Origin of the sequence: Pseudoalteromonas sp. HL-AS1 (assembly GCF_031198785.1) — a bacterium.
Classification (GTDB): Bacteria; Pseudomonadota; Gammaproteobacteria; order Enterobacterales; family Alteromonadaceae; genus Pseudoalteromonas; species Pseudoalteromonas distincta.
The window spans coordinates 387,386-404,377 of the sequence record NZ_CP133569.1; the positions used below are offsets into that span (position 1 = coordinate 387,386).

13 protein-coding genes are annotated in these 16,992 nt (G+C 40.6%); 5 read left to right on the top strand and 8 right to left on the bottom strand.

Features of this window, described 5'->3' with window-relative positions; genetic code table 11:
* Positions 1-5: 5 nt before the first annotated feature.
* The 3 genes from mutT to RB214_RS01805 all read right to left on the bottom strand — a co-directional run bounded on the left by mutT (position 6) and on the right by RB214_RS01805 (position 5,580).
* Positions 6-404, bottom strand: coding sequence for an 8-oxo-dGTP diphosphatase MutT (mutT, locus tag RB214_RS01795; protein ID WP_007582062.1), 399 nt, complete (start codon positions 402-404; stop codon positions 6-8).
* 68 nt (positions 405-472) lie between these two features.
* Positions 473-3,181, bottom strand: coding sequence for a preprotein translocase subunit SecA (gene secA / locus RB214_RS01800; RefSeq protein WP_002959941.1), 2,709 nt, complete (start codon positions 3,179-3,181; stop codon positions 473-475).
* Between the two features lie 371 nt (positions 3,182-3,552).
* On the bottom strand, positions 3,553-5,580 hold the full coding sequence (locus tag RB214_RS01805; RefSeq protein WP_033021078.1) for a methyl-accepting chemotaxis protein: 2,028 nt from the start codon (positions 5,578-5,580) through the stop codon (positions 3,553-3,555).
* A 116-nt stretch (positions 5,581-5,696) separates the two neighbouring features.
* On the opposite strand from RB214_RS01805, the gene RB214_RS01810 reads away from it, so the two are divergent.
* Positions 5,697-6,467: a hypothetical protein gene (locus tag RB214_RS01810; protein WP_002959943.1), complete on the top strand. Its 771-nt coding sequence runs from the start codon at positions 5,697-5,699 to the stop codon at positions 6,465-6,467.
* Here RB214_RS01810 and hutH read toward each other — a convergent pair.
* From hutH to hutC, 3 genes are all read right to left on the bottom strand, one after another.
* The gene (hutH, locus tag RB214_RS01815) at positions 6,464-7,999 is read right to left on the bottom strand and encodes a histidine ammonia-lyase (RefSeq protein WP_002959944.1); all 1,536 of its coding nucleotides are present in this window, start codon (positions 7,997-7,999) and stop codon (positions 6,464-6,466) included. The genes RB214_RS01810 and hutH overlap by 4 nt on opposite strands.
* 2 nt (positions 8,000-8,001) lie before the next feature.
* Positions 8,002-9,675, bottom strand: coding sequence for a urocanate hydratase (hutU, locus tag RB214_RS01820; protein ID WP_002959945.1), 1,674 nt, complete (start codon positions 9,673-9,675; stop codon positions 8,002-8,004).
* 66 nt (positions 9,676-9,741) lie between these two features.
* Positions 9,742-10,449, bottom strand: a complete 708-nt coding sequence (gene hutC, locus RB214_RS01825; RefSeq protein WP_002959947.1) for a histidine utilization repressor — start codon at positions 10,447-10,449, stop codon at positions 9,742-9,744.
* A 119-nt stretch (positions 10,450-10,568) separates the two neighbouring features.
* Here hutC and hutI point away from each other — a divergent pair, with 119 nt between their 5' ends.
* Both hutI and RB214_RS01835 read left to right on the top strand, forming a co-directional pair.
* Positions 10,569-11,816, top strand: a complete 1,248-nt coding sequence (hutI, locus tag RB214_RS01830; protein ID WP_002959948.1) for an imidazolonepropionase — start codon at positions 10,569-10,571, stop codon at positions 11,814-11,816.
* Positions 11,817-11,936: 120 nt separating this feature from the next.
* A complete protein-coding gene (locus RB214_RS01835) occupies positions 11,937-13,601 on the top strand; it encodes an EAL domain-containing protein (RefSeq protein ID WP_002959950.1) in 1,665 nt (554 codons plus the stop codon).
* Here RB214_RS01835 and RB214_RS01840 read toward each other — a convergent pair.
* Positions 13,598-14,647: a formimidoylglutamase gene (locus RB214_RS01840; RefSeq protein WP_002959953.1), complete on the bottom strand. Its 1,050-nt coding sequence runs from the start codon at positions 14,645-14,647 to the stop codon at positions 13,598-13,600. The two genes, RB214_RS01835 and RB214_RS01840, sit on opposite strands and share 4 nt — an antisense overlap.
* Position 14,648: 1 nt before the next feature.
* Positions 14,649-15,146: a ribonuclease E activity regulator RraA gene (rraA, locus tag RB214_RS01845; RefSeq protein WP_002959955.1), complete on the bottom strand. Its 498-nt coding sequence runs from the start codon at positions 15,144-15,146 to the stop codon at positions 14,649-14,651.
* 201 nt (positions 15,147-15,347) lie between these two features.
* Between rraA and RB214_RS01850 the strand changes: the two genes are divergently transcribed.
* Both RB214_RS01850 and RB214_RS01855 read left to right on the top strand, forming a co-directional pair.
* On the top strand, positions 15,348-15,887 hold the full coding sequence (locus RB214_RS01850; RefSeq protein WP_024596307.1) for a phosphatase PAP2 family protein: 540 nt from the start codon (positions 15,348-15,350) through the stop codon (positions 15,885-15,887).
* A complete protein-coding gene (locus RB214_RS01855) occupies positions 15,884-16,915 on the top strand; it encodes an MJ1255/VC2487 family glycosyltransferase (RefSeq protein WP_165742857.1) in 1,032 nt (343 codons plus the stop codon). Before RB214_RS01850 ends, RB214_RS01855 begins: the two co-directional genes overlap by 4 nt.
* The last annotated feature ends 77 nt before the right edge of the window (positions 16,916-16,992 follow it).

A 16,992-nucleotide genomic window follows, 5' to 3' on the forward strand; every position in this document is an offset into this window, starting at 1 on the left:
TTTTTTTATGCGTATCGGGCAACTATTTTTTCGATAATTTCAGCATTCGCTTCAGGAAAGTCATAATTTTCTAATTCACTAATTGCTACCCATTCGCTAGGTTGCCCTTCAGCGCCATGTGCCTCACCGCTAAAGTTACTTACTACGTGTACATCTAATTTAACGCATTTATCGCCGTAGTCATGTTCAATCACCATCAATTGGCTGGAGCTGTGAATGGTTAGTCCAACTTCTTCAATAAGCTCGCGTTTAAGTGCAACAAACACACTTTCTCCAGCTTCAACTTTACCACCAGGAAATTCCCATAAACCGCCTTGATGTTGTTCATCTGCACGTTTACAAATGAATATAGCGTTATTTTTCTTAATAACACCAACAGCTACATGTACAATTTCTATAGTCATTACTTTAAAACTCCATAAAAAAAAGCGACGCTAGCGCCGCTTTTTAATAAGCTACTGACAATATTGGGTTATTTTAATTTACCGCAACACTGTTTGAATTTTTGACCTGATTTACAAGGACAAGGGTCATTACGACCTACTTTTGGTTCTGTACGAGCCATTACTGTCGCTGTTTCTGGCGCTTCGCCACCTACGTGCTCAGCTTCTTCATGTTGGTATTCGCGAGGAGCATTTTCACTTTTACGGTGTTGCTCTTCTACTTTTTCAACATCTTCTTCTGCGCGTACTTGTACTTTACTTAGAATGCTTACAACATCTACTTTCAAGTTTTCAAGCATTTCGGAGAATAGCTCAAACGATTCACGCTTGTACTCTTGCTTAGGATTCTTTTGCGCGTAACCACGTAAATGAATACCTTGGCGTAAATGATCCATTGCAGCAAGGTGATCTTTCCAATGCTGATCAAGGCTCTGTAGCATAATCGCTTTTTCGAATTGACGTAAAACAGAATCGCCAACTTGCTCTTCTTTTTGCTTGTATGACTGCTCAACCGCCTGCTCAATACGCTCACGAAGCTTTTCTTCGTATAGTTTATTGTCATCTGCTAACCACTGAGTAATAGGTAACTCAATTAAGAAGTCTTGTTTTAAACGCTCTTCAAGGCCAGGAATGTCCCACATTTCAGCAAGGCTTTGCGGTGCAATGTACTGATCAATTGTATTGCTAAGTACGTCACCACGAATTGCAGTAATAGTTTCTGAAATATCGCCTTCTTCAAGTAGTTCGTTACGCTGAGAGTAAACAACACGACGTTGATCGTTTGCTACATCATCGTACTCAAGTAGTTGCTTACGAACGTCGAAGTTACGTGCTTCTACTTTACGCTGTGCATTTTCAATCGCACGGTTTACCCATGGATGTTCAATTGCTTCACCGCGTTGCATACCGAGTTTACGCATCATGTTCGTCATACGCTCACCGGCAAATATACGCATTAGCGCATCGTCCATCGATAAGTAAAAACGGCTTGAACCAGCGTCACCTTGACGACCAGAACGACCACGTAATTGGTTATCTATACGACGAGATTCGTGACGTTCAGTACCAATGATATGTAAACCGCCAGCATCAATTACTGCATCATGGCGAATTTTCCAAGCTGCTTTAATTTCAGCAATTTGCTCAGCAGTTGGATTTTCAAGTTTTTCAACTTCACTGTTCCAGTTACCACCTAACACGATATCGGTACCACGACCGGCCATGTTTGTTGCAATTGTTACTGTCCCTGGTAGGCCAGCATCTGAAACGATGTCAGCTTCTTGCGCATGAAATTTAGCATTAAGTACGTTGTGCTTAATTTTTTCCTTGCGTAAAAACTGCGATAAATACTCAGAGCTTTCAATTGAAATAGTACCAACAAGCACCGGTTGTCCACGGTCTTGGCAGTCTTTAATATCAATTAAAATAGCTTCGTATTTTTCTTCTTGCGTTAGGTAAACTAAATCGGCGCGATCATCACGAATCATCGGTTTATTAGTTGGCATAACAACGGTATCAAGGCCGTAGATTGACTGAAATTCAAATGCTTCAGTATCGGCTGTACCTGTCATACCTGCTAACGTTTCGTATAAACGGAAGTAGTTTTGGAACGTAATAGAGGCAAGTGTTTGGTTCTCGTTTTGAATTTTTACACCTTCTTTTGCTTCAACAGCTTGGTGTAAACCTTCTGACCAACGACGACCTTCCATTGAACGACCAGTATGCTCATCGATAATAATTACTTCGTTTTCTTTTACAACGTAATCAACATCTTTTTGGTATAGCTTATGAGCACGAAGAGCGGCATAAACATGGCTTAGTAGCGTAATGCTTGCTGCTGAATAAAGCGAATCGCCTTCTTCAATTAAGCCGCGCTCAGTAAGTAGCTCTTCTACTTTAATTTGACCACGTTCTGTTAAATGAACTTGCTTAGATTTTTCATCGATAGTGTAATCGCCGTCACCTTCAATGCCTTCTTCGTCTTCTTTTTCTTGAAGCTCAAGTAAAGGAACGATGGTGTTTATTTCAGTGTATAGCTCAGAGCTATCCTCAGCTGGGCCTGAAATAATAAGCGGGGTACGTGCTTCATCAATTAAGATTGAATCCACTTCATCGACTACAGCATAAAATAATGGACGTTGAACTCGTTCATCAATGCTAAAAGCCATGTTGTCACGAAGGTAGTCAAAACCAAATTCGTTATTAGTACCGTATGTAATGTCAGCAGTATAAGCTAGCTTCTTTTGCTGCGGCATCATACCTGGTACGTTACAGCCTACTGTAAGGCCTAAAAATTCAAATAACGCACGGTTGGTTTCAGCATCACGTTTAGCAAGGTAGTCATTCACGGTAATTACGTGAACACCTTTGCCTGTTAAGCCGTTTAGATAAGCTGGTAGAGTAGCTGTAAGTGTTTTACCTTCACCGGTACGCATTTCTGCAATGCGACCTTGATGTAAAACCATACCACCTAATAACTGCACGTCGAAATGACGCATGCCATTTACACGCTTTGACGCTTCACGTACCACAGCAAAAGCCTCTGGTAGAATGTCGTCAAGGCTTTGTCCGTTATCGTAACGTTCTCTAAACTCAGCTGTTTTAGCTCTTAAATCTTCATCAGAAAGCGCCTCAAGTTGCGTTTCTAGTGCATTGATTAGCGCGACCGTCTTTCTTAAGTTTTTAATAGTGCGGTCATTGCGACTACCAAAAAGCTTGGTAAATAAATTAGATATCATGATAAAACCGTTACAATGTATTCTTTGTCAGCCGAGTATCGGCTAACCCATTTTTAACAATTGGTAATTAATATGTGCTTTTAAGTAACACTTAGAACATATTAATTAGCAATTTTGTATTAAACTGTTCAAAAAGCACTGTTTATTACGTGCGCTACTATACCAGACTCTGCCAAACAACAAACTATCTCAATAAAAAGATCGGTGTATAAAATCGAAAAATTTGATCTGGTTCGTAAAAATCACTTTGTATTACTCAATTACAGTAAAAATAGCAGCGAACTGTAAAGATATGGTGCTAAATAAATTAAAAACAAGGGTTATAGTTGCGCTTAAGTTTTACGCTTAAACACAACTATTAAATACATGTTTTATAATTTAAATTGATTAACCGTTTTGTTAAGCGCCGCAGCTAAATCACTTAAGTCACGAGCTTCGTCAGCGAGGGTGTGCGCATGGTCAGCGGTACTGTTCACTAAGTTATTAATTGCCGAAAGGCTCGTATTAATATCCTCAGCAACAACAGTTTGCTCCTCGGTAGATGTGGCTATTTGATGACTTTGGTCTTGTACTTTAGTAACCGACTGCGCAATATTGTGAAGTGAGCTAAGCACTTCTTTAGTTTGAAGCACTGAGCCCTCGGTTTGATCTTGTCCTTGTTGCATCATTACTGAGGCTTGTTGAGCTATTTGCTGCAAGCGCGAAATCATATTTCGAATATCGTCTGTTGATTCTTGTGTGCGACTTGCAAGTGAACGAACTTCATCAGCAACAACGGCAAAGCCTCTACCGTGTTCACCGGCACGAGCAGCCTCTATAGCCGCATTAAGTGCAAGTAAGTTGGTTTGATCAGCAATGGAATTAATTACATCGACTAATGCACCAATGTTATTACTTTCTTGCTCAAGACCTGCAACCACTTTAGATGCTTCGCCAATATGTAATGCCAGTTCAGTCATTACTGTTTGCGCCTGTGTAGAACGGCTAGCTCCTTCAGCTGTAATTGCTTGTACTTCTTCAGCTGCGTTATTTGTGTGTTGTGCGTTACGTGATATTTCAAGCACAGTAGTCGCCATTTCAGTTACCGCTGCGCTCACGCTATCAACTTGCTGCTTCTCTTGCTGAATTTCAGAATTTGTTTTCTCAGAAACACTTCTTAGCTGGGCCGCTGCATTACTCAGTTGTTCTGCTTGCGCTGCGGTATCAAGCATCATGGCGTGCAACTTATCAATAAAAGTGTTCATATGATTGGCCAGCTGTCCCACTTCATCTTGACTATTAATATCAATTTTTTGAGTAAGATCGCCTTCGCCCGATGCTATATCACGCATAATGTGCGTAAGCGTTGTAATGGGTTTTGAAATCATGTGGGTAGCCCATAAAATCATGGCTAATATAATGATTAAGATAATAATTACCGCCGTTGTTGTAGCGGTTACTGCAGCATTTACGGGCTCTTCAATCATAGTAGTTGGGATAAGTAGACCTACATACCAATCTATATAAGGCTGCTCTAGCTGCAAACGATGGTAAACCACATAAAACTGCTCACCTTTAAAAGTAACCATTTGGCTGCCTTCAAGGTTATTTCGCATTTGTGTATTTAACTCTTTAAAGCCTGCTGTATTTGTAAATTGTTGCTCAAGCGCATCGAGCCCTTCTTTACCGTTTGCACCTTCATCTGTAATTGAAAGTTTATGCCCAGTGGCCTTTGAAAAATGTACTACTTTTTGATTACCATCGAGTAAAAATCCATAACCTTGGCCGTTAAAGCGAATATTTTCGACCATATCGTTAATTTTGTTTAATTGTAAATCAACACCGCCCATACCGATGAGTTTTCGCTGAGCGTTATAAACAGGTTGTTGTACTACAGCCGATGCTACGCCTGTGGTTAAATCAACAGAGATTGGACCTACGTAAAGCTTGTTAACTTGCATGGCTTCTTGCCACCACCCACGCTTGTAGGCGTAATAAGGCTGGCCGTTGTAGTGACTTGTACGCTCGTTTTCTTTAAAGTATTCACCGGTGGTTGCTGAGGCAAAAAAGGCCGATAAAATGTTTTCGTCATTTGAGCTTAAACGCACAAAGTCTTGGTTTACTTCGTTGTAACCTGGCGCGCTTTCAAGTGCGTGATCGCGCGTATCCCAATTTTCAAAAAAGTTGATTAAATGTGGGTTATTAACAAAGGTTGATACCATTTTACCGTACATCGCGAAGTAACTTTGCATTGAAAGTTGCTCGGTCTGTAAATAACTTTGTGCTTCGTTTTCTATGTTTTCTCTAGAGAGATTGGCAATGTGTTTAACAAAAAATGTTGAGGCGATAATTAGTAAAACGGTAATTGTTCCACCAATCAATAATAATATTTTCTTCCGTAATGATAAATTATTTAGCATGAGTACACATATTTTTATTATTTATGAAATTATATCTAATCATATCTTACTTAAAATCTCTATAAAGTTAGATAGAAAGAACTAATTATGCGTTTAAAATAAAGGCTTATACAAAAATGACAAATAAAAGTAATAAATTAGTAGTATTAGGTGCAGGCTGGTTAGGACATGCTTTATGCGTAAGTGCACAAAAAGCTGACTGGCAAGTACAAGGAACGCATAGAACAGATATACACGAGTTTGACTTTGAGCGTCAGTTTACACTTGAAAATGGACAATTAAGGCATCAAGTTGATTTACAAGGTGCTTATTGGGTATGTGCTATTCCACCACGTAGCAGGCACAGTGAAAGTAATTATCCTGAAACACTCACCGCAGCGCTTAAGCTTTCAAAGGAGCTAAACGCAAAGGGCTTTTTATTGTGCTCATCAACCGGGGTGTACGATCAAGAGCCTGGTGTATATAGTGAAAGTAGCGATATTTCTTGCACAAACGAGCGCCAAATAAAGCTTTACGAAGCTGAAGAGCAAGTGCTTGAACAAGATGGCAAAATACTTCGTTTAGCTGGCTTACTAGGGCCTAATAGAGAACCGGGGCGTTTTGTGGCAGGTAAAGAGCTCAATACATCAAGTGAGCAAGTGGTAAATATGGTGCATCAACAAGATGTAATTAATGCTATTTTTGCGGTGATAGAGCACTGGCAAGTAGGGCAAAATATTTATAATGTGGTTAATCCCGCGCACCCCACAAAAGCTGAATACTACGCGATGAAGTGTCAGCAACATGGTGGTGAAATGCCAACGTTTACAGGAACTGATTCGGCTGAGCGAAAAATATTAGGCTCAGCCATTGAAGCCTTAGGGTTTAGCTATCAGCACGGTATTTAATATGCTGAAGGCAGGGGACTGCTCTCTATAAAGTCGCATAGCTTACCTTCACTTAGTAATGTGTTAGCAGCTTCGATATCGGGAGCAAAGTAGCGGTCTTTATCATAATAACTCACATGCTCGCGTAACAACGCTTTAGCGCTTTGCACTTTATTTGATGGTTCAAGCGGCTTTCTAAATTCTAGCCCTTGAATCGATGCTAACCATTCTATTGCCAAAACACCTTGGGTATTATTGGCCATTTCATCTAAGCGCCTTGCTGCAAAGGTTGCCATAGAAACATGATCTTCTTGATTTGCAGATGTAGGCAAGCTATCGACCGAAGCCGGATGCGCTAATGATTTGTTTTCTGACGCAAGCGCTGCTGCGGTAACTTGGGCAATCATAAATCCTGAATTTACCCCGCCGTTTTCAACTAAAAATGGCGGTAATTTGGATAGGTTTGAATCGATAAGTAATGCAATTCGCCTTTCTGCTAATGCGCCAATTTCGGCAATTGCGATAGCTAAGTTATCGGCGGCCATAGCAACGGGCTCTGCATGAAAGTTTCCGCCCGATATTATGTCGCCTACATCGGCAAAAACTAGCGGATTATCGGTTACACCGTTTGATTCACACAGTAGTACTTCGGCGGCTTGACGTATTTGGGTTAAACATGCACCAAGAACTTGCGGCTGGCAGCGCAGGCAATATGGGTCTTGTACTTTTTCACAATTAATATGTGAGTCACTAATTTGTGAGTGCGTATCGAGTAATTCTCTAAATACGTGCGCCGTATCAATTTGCCCTTGCTGACCACGAATGTCATGAATACGTGCATCAAATGGCGCGCGACTGCCCATGGCAGCTTCTATACTGATAGAGCCAATAACACAGCTTTGTGCGTACAAGTCTTCGGCTCTAAATAATCCCTGAAGTGCAAATGCAGTAGAGGCTTGCGTGCCATTTAATAATGCTAAGCCTTCTTTGGCTGCAAGTGTTAGGGGTTCAAGTCCCGCTATTTTTAACCCTTGTGCTGCGCTAATTATTTCTCCTTTATGTCGCATTTGACCTTCAGCTAATAAAGGTAGACACATATGCGCAAGAGGAGCTAAATCTCCCGATGCCCCCACGGAGCCTTTTTTAGGCACGCATGGATATACTTCGCTACTAAGCAGCTGCATAAAAAATTGGATTACTTGCAGGCGAATGCCCGAATAGCCACGTGAAAGCGAGTTTACTTTTAAGGTGATCATTAACCTTACTGTGCTGTCATCCATGTACTCGCCAATACCCGCAGCGTGTGAAAGCACAATGGAGCGCTGTAATAATTCAAGTTGGTCGTCGGCAATTTTAGTATTGGCTAATAATCCAAAGCCGGTGTTAATTCCATATACAGTGCGGTGTTCATTAATAACATTTTGAACGGTTTGCGCGCTGGCTGCTATTTGCGACTCGGCATGCTTTGCAAGGCTCAGCTTTACCGGTGAATTATTAATTTTTCTTAGTGTGTTTAAATCAAGTGATCCGGGTGTGAGAGTAAGTTCGAACATGATCATTCCTCGTTTAACATAGGTAGGTCTAAATTTTGTTCTTTAGCGCAGTTTTTTGCTATGTCGTATCCGGCATCAGCATGGCGCATTACACCTGTTGCAGGGTCGTTCCACAGTACGCGAGCAATACGCTCTTTAGCTTCATCAGTACCATCGGCAACAATAACTACACCAGAGTGCTGACTAAATCCCATTCCTACACCGCCACCATGATGAAGCGACACCCAAGTAGCGCCACTTGCGGTATTAAGCAGTGCGTTGAGTAATGGCCAATCTGATACTGCATCTGAGCCATCTTTCATGCTCTCTGTTTCGCGGTTAGGGCTGGCAACTGAGCCAGAGTCGAGGTGATCGCGACCAATAACTATAGGGGCTTTAAGTTCGCCATTTTTAACCATTTCATTAAAGGCCAGTGCAAGGCGTGCTCTATCTTTTAGGCCAACCCAGCAAATGCGTGCAGGTAAACCTTGGAATTGTATGCGTTCCCGCGCCATATCAAGCCAGTTATGTAAATGTGCATCATCAGGAAGAAGCTCTTTTACTTTAGCGTCGGTTTTATATATATCTTCAGGGTCGCCTGATAATGCTACCCATCTAAATGGTCCAATCCCTTCACAAAATAAAGGGCGAATATATGCAGGCACAAATCCAGGAAAATCAAACGCGTTGGTAACACCCTCATCAAACGCCATTTGACGAATATTATTACCGTAATCAGTAGTGGCGGCACCGGCTTTTTGTAGTGCTAGCATAGCTTTAACTTGGACTGCCATTGATTGTTTAGCGGCTTTTACTACGGCTTTTGGATCTTGCTCACGCATTTTTGCTGCGTACTCCATTGTCCAGCCTTGTGGTAAGTAACCATTTAATGGATCGTGAGCAGATGTTTGATCTGTGACTACATCAGGGGTAATGCCTGTTTTAACCAGTGTACTAAATACATCGGCTGCGTTACCTAGTAAACCCACTGAGAGGGCTTTACCTTTAACACATGCATCGGTTATTAATTGCAGTGCGTGTTCAAGGCTTGTTGCTTTTACATCAACGTAGCCTGTTTTTATACGAAAATCGATACGGCTTTCATCACATTCAACAACCAGTGCACTAAACCCAGCCATTGTAGCTGCAAGTGGTTGCGCACCGCCCATACCACCAAGACCACCTGTTAATACCCATTTACCACTAGCGCTACCTGCAAAATGTTGCTTTGCCATAGCTACAAAGGTTTCGTAAGTTCCTTGTACTATGCCTTGCGAGCCAATATAGATCCAAGAACCCGCCGTCATTTGCCCGTACATCATCAAGCCTTTTTTATCGAGCTCGTTAAAGTACTCCCAATTTGCCCAGTGTGGAACAAGATTTGAGTTAGCAATAAGCACGCGAGGAGCATTACTGTGGGTTTTAAATACACCAACGGGTTTTCCTGATTGTACAAGCAGGGTTTCGTCGCTTTCGAGCCTATCGAGGGTTTCTATAATTTTGTCATAACTTGGCCAATCACGAGCTGCTCGGCCAATACCACCATATACAACAAGTGCATGAGGATGCTCTGCAACTTCAGGGTCTAAGTTATTCATTAGCATGCGCTTAGCAGCTTCTGTTTGCCAGCTTTTAGCACTTATTTTATCTCCATGAGGTGCACGTATTACGCGACTTGTGTCGAGTCGGTTTTTCATGTTTTGCTCCTGTTGTATATACAAGGTGATTTGTTATAAAAAAAGCGCAGTAAGCGCTATTGTTTGTTATTTTTTAAATGTTAAGTGGCCACCTAAGCGATATTTACTGCCAGGTGATACAAGGCGCGCAAAGCTTACAATGCCTTTAACAGACCAGGTGCGTCGGATCACTTGTAAGCATGGCTCTTCATTATATAAGTTTAACCATTGGCACATTTCGCTGTTTGGCATAATGGCCTCTACTGTATGCCTTGCTTGGGTAAGTGGGGCAACACTAGATAGATATTCATGAGGTGTAAGCATGCTAAAGTCTTGTTGTAAGTAGCCAGTCGCAAGGGCAGGGTTTACAAAACGCTCTTCTAGCTGCAAAGGGCTGTCGTTTTCGTTATGCACAAGTACACTTCGATATACAACACTGTCAACCTCAACACCAAGTGCAATGGCAATAGGTGCGACTGCATTTATTGATTCGAGTATGAGTACACTACAGGTGTAGTTGCCGTTACGCTCTTTTACTTCATCAGCAATATTTTTTATTTCAAGTAACGATGACTGCGATTTAAATGTAGCTACAAATGTACCTAACCCTTGGCTGCGGGTTAAAATACCTGCCTCGGTTAATTCGCTTAGTGCTCTGCGGGCTGTCATCCTGCTTACACTAAATTGACTACTTAGTTCGTTTTCAGAGGGAACACGTTGGTTTTCTTGCCACGTACCGCTGCGAATTTTATCAACAATGAATTGTTTTATTTGCGCAAATTTAGGTGTCGTCATTAAATTTATGGTTACATTAAAAATAAACTATATAAATAAGATGACACAATTACCTTGTATATACAAGATGGGTTGTTAGACTATATTTTCATTATTCACGGTGTAAAAAGGGCTGCGATATGCAAAGCACAACACAAAATTATGAGTTAGAAGAAATCGACTTACTTTTAACTGATGCCAATATTGCCACTATGGATAGCAATATAAATGCCCCTTATGGCGCAATTGAAAATGCTGCTATAGCCATTAAAAATGGTAAAATTGCGTGGATTGGAGAGCAATCGACATTGCCTAGTTTTGATGTGTTTGCAACGCCGACATTGAGTGTAAAAGGACAGTGGTTAACGCCGGGCTTAGTAGATTGCCATACTCACTTAGTATTTGCAGGTTCAAGATCGCAAGAGTTTGAACAGCGTTTGCAAGGCGTAAGCTATGAGCAAATTGCGGCACAAGGCGGTGGCATAGCAAGTACGGTTAAAGCCACAAGAGCAGCCGACCGTGAACAATTGTTTGTTGATGCAAAAGATCGCTTAAATACGTTGTTAAAAGAAGGTGTAACCACCGTTGAAATAAAGTCTGGTTATGGGCTAGATACAGAAAACGAGATAAAAATATTAGAAGTCGCTCGTTTATTAGGTGAACATCACCCTATTGATATTAAAACTACTTTTTTAGGGGCGCATGCTCTACCGCCTGAATACAAAGGCCGTGCTGATGAATATATTGATTTAGTGTGTACTGACATGCTAGATCAGGTAGTGGCTAATAATCTTGCTGATGCAGTCGATGTATTTTGTGAAAATGTTGGGTTTAGTTATTCGCAAACCAAACGTGTTTTCCAGGCGGCTAAAAAGCATAACCTCCCAGTAAAATGCCATGCTGAGCAGTTATCTAATCAACAGGGTGCTAAGCTGGTGGCGCAGTTTAATGGCCTTTCGGCGGATCATATTGAGCATCTAGATGAAGAGGGTGTAAAAGCCATGGCAGACGCTGGGACGGTAGCGGTGTTATTGCCAGGTGCATTTTATTTTTTAAGAGAAACTAAATTCCCACCTATTGAATTACTTAATCAATATAAAGTACCTATAGCTATTGCGAGTGATTTTAACCCAGGTACTTCACCGCTGTGCTCAGTGCACTTGGTGATGAACATGGCATGCACATTGTTTAGATTAACACCCGAGCAAGCATTAGCTGGTGTTACTCGAAATGCAGCTAAAGCACTAGGTTTAGACGACCGTGGTATTTTAAAGGTTGGCGCAAGAGCTGATATTGCGCATTGGCAAATAAGTCATCCATCACAATTAAGTTACCAATTTGGCGTAAATAAACTGTTAAATTTATGGATTTTGGGTAGAATTAATTAGTTTGTATTATTTTTACCCACATATAACTTGGTTTAAACTTTTTTAGCGAATACGGATGCCGTTAATTTGAACATACTAACCGACAGTAATTTCCCAATATTTTTTAGTGGTGCACTATTAATGGCGATGATCGCCACTTTATTTGCTGTTAAAAATGCCAGTATTAAATTCAGCTATTTATGCACAGCTGCTGTTGGTTTAGCTATCTTAAGCAGCGGTGCGGCTTGGCTTGCTATTTTACTAGCCTTTGGGTTTTGTTTTCACTTATGGCAAGCATTTGAGCGAAATAATTGGAGCATGATAATTACCAGCTCAATGGCTGGTCTTTTATTTGTTGTTCTATTTTCAGCTCATTTATTATTGGAAGTTCCGCTATTTTGGGTTGTGTTAGCAATATTATTATTAGCTATTGTTGGCTTTTTAAATGATGAAAGTGCTGAAATAGAAGTCGTTATAGAGCCAGAACCTGAAGGTGATGCATTTATTGAAGAGTCTCCGCTTTCAGTTTTTGCAGATAGAAAACAGTTACGCCAAGGTTACTATGCATGGTGCGACAACAAACAAATAAGCGCAGCGTTAATCGTTATTCGCCTTGAAGGCTTTGAGCAAGTTAACCAGCATATTGGACGCGACTTTGGCGATATACTGTTAGCGCAATCGGCTAATCGAATAAAAGAGCTACTTTCAAGTGACGAAATAGTGACTTTAACTGGACAAGAAAAGCTAGCCCATTTAGGGGGTCTTAACTTTGCATTTATTTGTAGTTTCGCGAATCAAAAACACTTACATGAATTAGTTATTGACCAAATACTGGGTGCAACGCTTAAGCCATTTAATGTTGCTAACTGCACTGTAGAAGTAAAAGCGAGAGCGAGTTATGTTGATTGTAATGAGCAAGATAACAACTTTGATAATTTAATATCGTACGCATACCTAGCACTCGATAGCCACCCAGATCGCAAGGTTGTGCCTTATCATCAACAAATGATGATTGAATTGCGAGAGCAACAAGCGCGACTAAAGGAATTAGCAAATATTGATTTTTCGAGCGAGTTAGAGCTTTATTTTCAGCCTATTATTTGTAACGAAAACGGTCAAATTGAGTTTTTAGAATTACTACTGCGTTGGCAGCACCCTAAGCAAGGGATTTTATCCGCTAACAGGTTTATCGACGACATTAGAATTGCAGGGCTTGGTTATCCACTCGCTAAATTTGTAATAGAGAGAGCTGCTGAGCTTGCAATGGCGCTTAGAATAGAAGGTATTTCTATACCGCTTAGCATTAACGTATTTGGTCCTGAAATGCTTAACGAAGAGTTTATTGAATTTGTTGATGTTGTTTTAAGTGAGCATCACTTGGAAGCTGGCGATTTAATTGTTGAATGCCCTTTACATATTTTTGCGGGACTAGATGATAAAGGCAGAGGCATGATCGCAAGGCTTAATAACATAGGCTTAAAAGTATGTGTTGATGGACTTGGTGATAACCCGGTACTGCTTTCTAAGTTACCAAGTCTAGCGGTAGAGTATATTAAGGTTTCACCTTCACTTACTGCTGACTTTAGTAATCAAAACAATATACGCAGTTTAGTTAGCGGAATGGTTGAAATGCATAACCAACAAAAAACAAAAGTGATTTTTGAAGGGGTAGAAACACTTGAGCAACTTAAGTTTGTAAAAAGCTTAAAAGGTTATGCTGCCCAAGGTTATTACTTTGGTCACCCGCTAAGTAGTATCGGTTTAATGAGCTGGCTAAAAGAGTGGCGATTAGTTCAACAGCGCTAAGTGTTTTCTTTGGCTTGTAGGTAGCTATTCACAAGTGCACTGATCACTTGCCCTACATGGGCAGCACCAGCATCTAACCCGCTAGGGTGCTGGCTAGGCGCTGCTTCACATAAATGTAAGTACTTAGAGTGGCGATGGTTTGCTGCTAAGTGCACAAAGTGCTCAGTGTCATTCACACTAAATCCGCAACATGTGTACGCACTAACCGGCATGTAAGTAATACTATCTAAATCAACTTCAATACCCAGTGGTAAATCGTTAAAATTACTTAATGCGTTTTCAATTGCCTGAGTGAGTGTAATTTTTCGCTTAACTTGTATTGATTGATAGCTATCAAACGTAAAGTTAGCTTCACTCATTGCATCTATAATTGCTTGATTGTTTTTTATCTCATGTAAGCCAATAACGTGGTAATTACTTAGATGTTGCTCGTTATAAGCGTAGCGAAAGCCATTGCCGCTATGGCGACCTTCACATTCTCTAAAGTCGGCATGAGGGTCAAAGTTGATAGCATTAATAGGTGTATTTTTTGACTTACTCAGGGCACGGATAATTCCCAAGCAATTGTTATGACCTCCGCCAATAACGATTGGCTCAAGCCCCGCTTTAAAAATAAGGCTCAATACCGACTCTACGCGTTCATCAAGCTGTTGGCATAAATCTCGTAATTGAGTTAACTGCTGGCCTTGCTGATTATTAAGCTGGTTGCTTTGCGCCATTAAATCATCAGTATTAACTTCACCCAATAAAAGCACTTTTTGAGTGGCAATAAATTGATTGTGAGGTTGGTTTAAAAAGCGTTTTAAAAAAGCCGGCCATGCTTCGTTTGCACCGCCATTTCCTAAGTTTGCTTTTGGGCCGATATCTTCGCAAATACCCAGAAGTACATAGCGGATACCAAATTGAGCAGCGTCAACAAGTGCTTGTTGCAGGTTTACTTGGGTGTCGAGCAAGGCCATTGATTGCCATGCTTTTTTCTCATTTGCGCGGGTAGAGCAAAGTGTTCTAACCGCGCTTTCATCATATACTTTTAAATGGGAAGTCACGTTATACTTCTACAACTTCCAACTCTAATTCTTCTGCAGATAAAACAATGCCTGTGCTATCAGCATAAATAAAGTCGTCATCAAAAAATGATACCCCAGCAAAGTTAACGCCTATAGCATCTTCACCAGCACCTTCGCTGTCGGCTGCAACAGGGATTGAAGCAATTGCTTGAATGCCTAAATCAAGCTCTTCAAGCTCATCAACGTGGCGTACTGCGCCGTAAACAACAATACCATTCCAGTTGTTTTCAAGTGCTAGCTCAGCCAGTTCAATGTCGATTAGTGCGCGACGAGTTGAGCCGCCACCATCAATAAGAAGTACTAGGTCTGTACCATCTTGAGAAAGTAATTCGCGGATGAGTTCATTATTTTCAAAACATTTAACCGTTTTAATGCGGCCACCAAAGCTGTGTCGACCACCAAAGTTGATGAACATAGGCTCTAGCACGTCAACCACGTCAGCAAAGTGGTCGCATAAATCAGAAGTGCTGTAATCCATTATTTTATCCTCAAAAGGTACATTAATTTATATCTCAGTATACCCTCCTTATAAGCAATAACAACGACTTAATCGCAGTAAATTTAGGCAAAACAAGCGCTAAATCATTAATCGCAATAATAGTGTATTAAAAGCGTCACTCAATTGTTATTTACAACACATAAGCTAAATCGGTGTTCATATGTTATGCAATGAGGGATGGTGATGAATAATAATATGCTTAAAAAGGTAACTCAGATAGATGAGCAATTATTTTTAACTTTGTTTAATTGCAATTCACCGAGGTGGTTTAAAACAATGGCCTTTGGTTTGTCTAAAAGCGGTGATGGTGGGCTTTATATATTAATATGCTTAGCAGTGTGGTGGCTTAGTAATAATGAACAGCACCAATTATTGCCTGTCACTATATTAATTGGTTTTGCTATAGAAAGACCTATTTACCTACTAGCTAAAAATAGATTTGCTCGGATCCGTCCATGCGACTGCTTAGTAACAAATGCCTATATAGTACCAAGCGATAAATTTAGTTTACCATCGGGTCACAGTGCCGCTGCTTTTTTAGTGGCAATTATATTAAGCCATTTTTTTCCAGAATATGCATTACTACTATTTAGTTGGGCTACCGGCGTTGCTATGTCTCGTGTGGTATTGGGTGTGCACTTTCCTGCTGATATTATAATAGGCGCAACGATTGGTAGTTTTTGTGGTTTATTTGCGTTAGCACTTGTGGTGCCTGCATGAAAATATTGTATGGAGTACAAGGTACCGGTAATGGTCATATAACGCGCGCTCGGGTTATGGCAAGCTGCTTTAATAAGCTCGGTATTGATGTTGATTATGTGTTTTCAGGGCGCGCAAATAAAGATTACTTTGATATGCACGAATTCTCAGATTATAAAGCGTATCGTGGTTTGTCGTTTAGCACTGAAAATGGGCAAGTTAAAAATTTAAAAACACTTAAAAACATGCGAATTTGTAAGTTGGTGAGTGATATAAAATCGCTTGAGATAAAACAGTACGATTTTGTACTTAACGACTTTGAGCCTGTGACAGCATGGGCTGCAAAACGGGCAGGTATACCCGTTATTGGCATTAGTCACCAAGCAGCATTTTTGTCAGATAACGTACCTATGTTTGGTCGTGGCGTCCTGAGAAAATCACTTATCAAGCATTATGCACCAGCGACTACCTACTTAGGCGTGCACTGGCAACCATTTGCAAATAATATAATACCGCCTTTTATTGCTCATCATAATCACGACAACCCTGTAGCAGTAATGAACAAGGTATTGGTATATTTACCTTTCGAAAACTTAGATAGCGTTGTTGATTATTTAAAAGACTTTCCCGAAAAAGAATTTTATTGCTATCACCCAAATGCCACCAATCAATCTTTTGGACATATACATTTACGAGCCCCTTCACGCTCTGGTTTTTTAAACGACTTAGCAAACACAAGTGGCGTTATTGGTAATGCGGGATTTGAGCTTGCCAGTGAAGCGCTTAAGTTAGGTAAAAAGTTACTATTAAAGCCTTTAGATGGTCAGTTTGAGCAAGCAGCAAATGCAAAAACTTTATTTGCCATGGGCATGGCGCATGTTATGAACTATTTAAACCCACAAGCCCTTGATGATTGGAATAGCGCGCCGCAAAACAAGCAGATAAATTACCCCAGCGATCCCGCGCCTTTAATTGATTGGTTGGTTAAACAACAATGGAATAACACACAATCGTTACATAAAGGTTTGTGGGATAGTGTCGCCTTATAGCCATCACATTTAAACTGTTTAGAATTACCAATAATAAAAAGTTAAATTAATTAGTCGCTTTTGATCTATTAGCTATA

Bases quoted from the DNA above. Each gene is read 5' to 3' on its own strand.
- mutT (WP_007582062.1), bottom strand. From the start codon at position 404: ATGACTATAGAAATTGTACATGTAGCTGTTGGTGTTATTAAGAAAAAT.
- secA (WP_002959941.1), bottom strand. From the start codon at position 3,181: ATGATATCTAATTTATTTACCAAGCTTTTTGGTAGTCGCAATGACCGC.
- RB214_RS01805 (WP_033021078.1), bottom strand. From the start codon at position 5,580: ATGCTAAATAATTTATCATTACGGAAGAAAATATTATTATTGATTGGT.
- RB214_RS01810 (WP_002959943.1), top strand. From the start codon at position 5,697: ATGACAAATAAAAGTAATAAATTAGTAGTATTAGGTGCAGGCTGGTTA.
- hutH (WP_002959944.1), bottom strand. From the start codon at position 7,999: ATGTTCGAACTTACTCTCACACCCGGATCACTTGATTTAAACACACTA.
- hutU (WP_002959945.1), bottom strand. From the start codon at position 9,675: ATGAAAAACCGACTCGACACAAGTCGCGTAATACGTGCACCTCATGGA.
- hutC (WP_002959947.1), bottom strand. From the start codon at position 10,449: ATGACGACACCTAAATTTGCGCAAATAAAACAATTCATTGTTGATAAA.
- hutI (WP_002959948.1), top strand. From the start codon at position 10,569: ATGCAAAGCACAACACAAAATTATGAGTTAGAAGAAATCGACTTACTT.
- RB214_RS01835 (WP_002959950.1), top strand. From the start codon at position 11,937: ATGGCGATGATCGCCACTTTATTTGCTGTTAAAAATGCCAGTATTAAA.
- rraA (WP_002959955.1), bottom strand. From the start codon at position 15,146: ATGGATTACAGCACTTCTGATTTATGCGACCACTTTGCTGACGTGGTT.
- RB214_RS01855 (WP_165742857.1), top strand. From the start codon at position 15,884: ATGAAAATATTGTATGGAGTACAAGGTACCGGTAATGGTCATATAACG.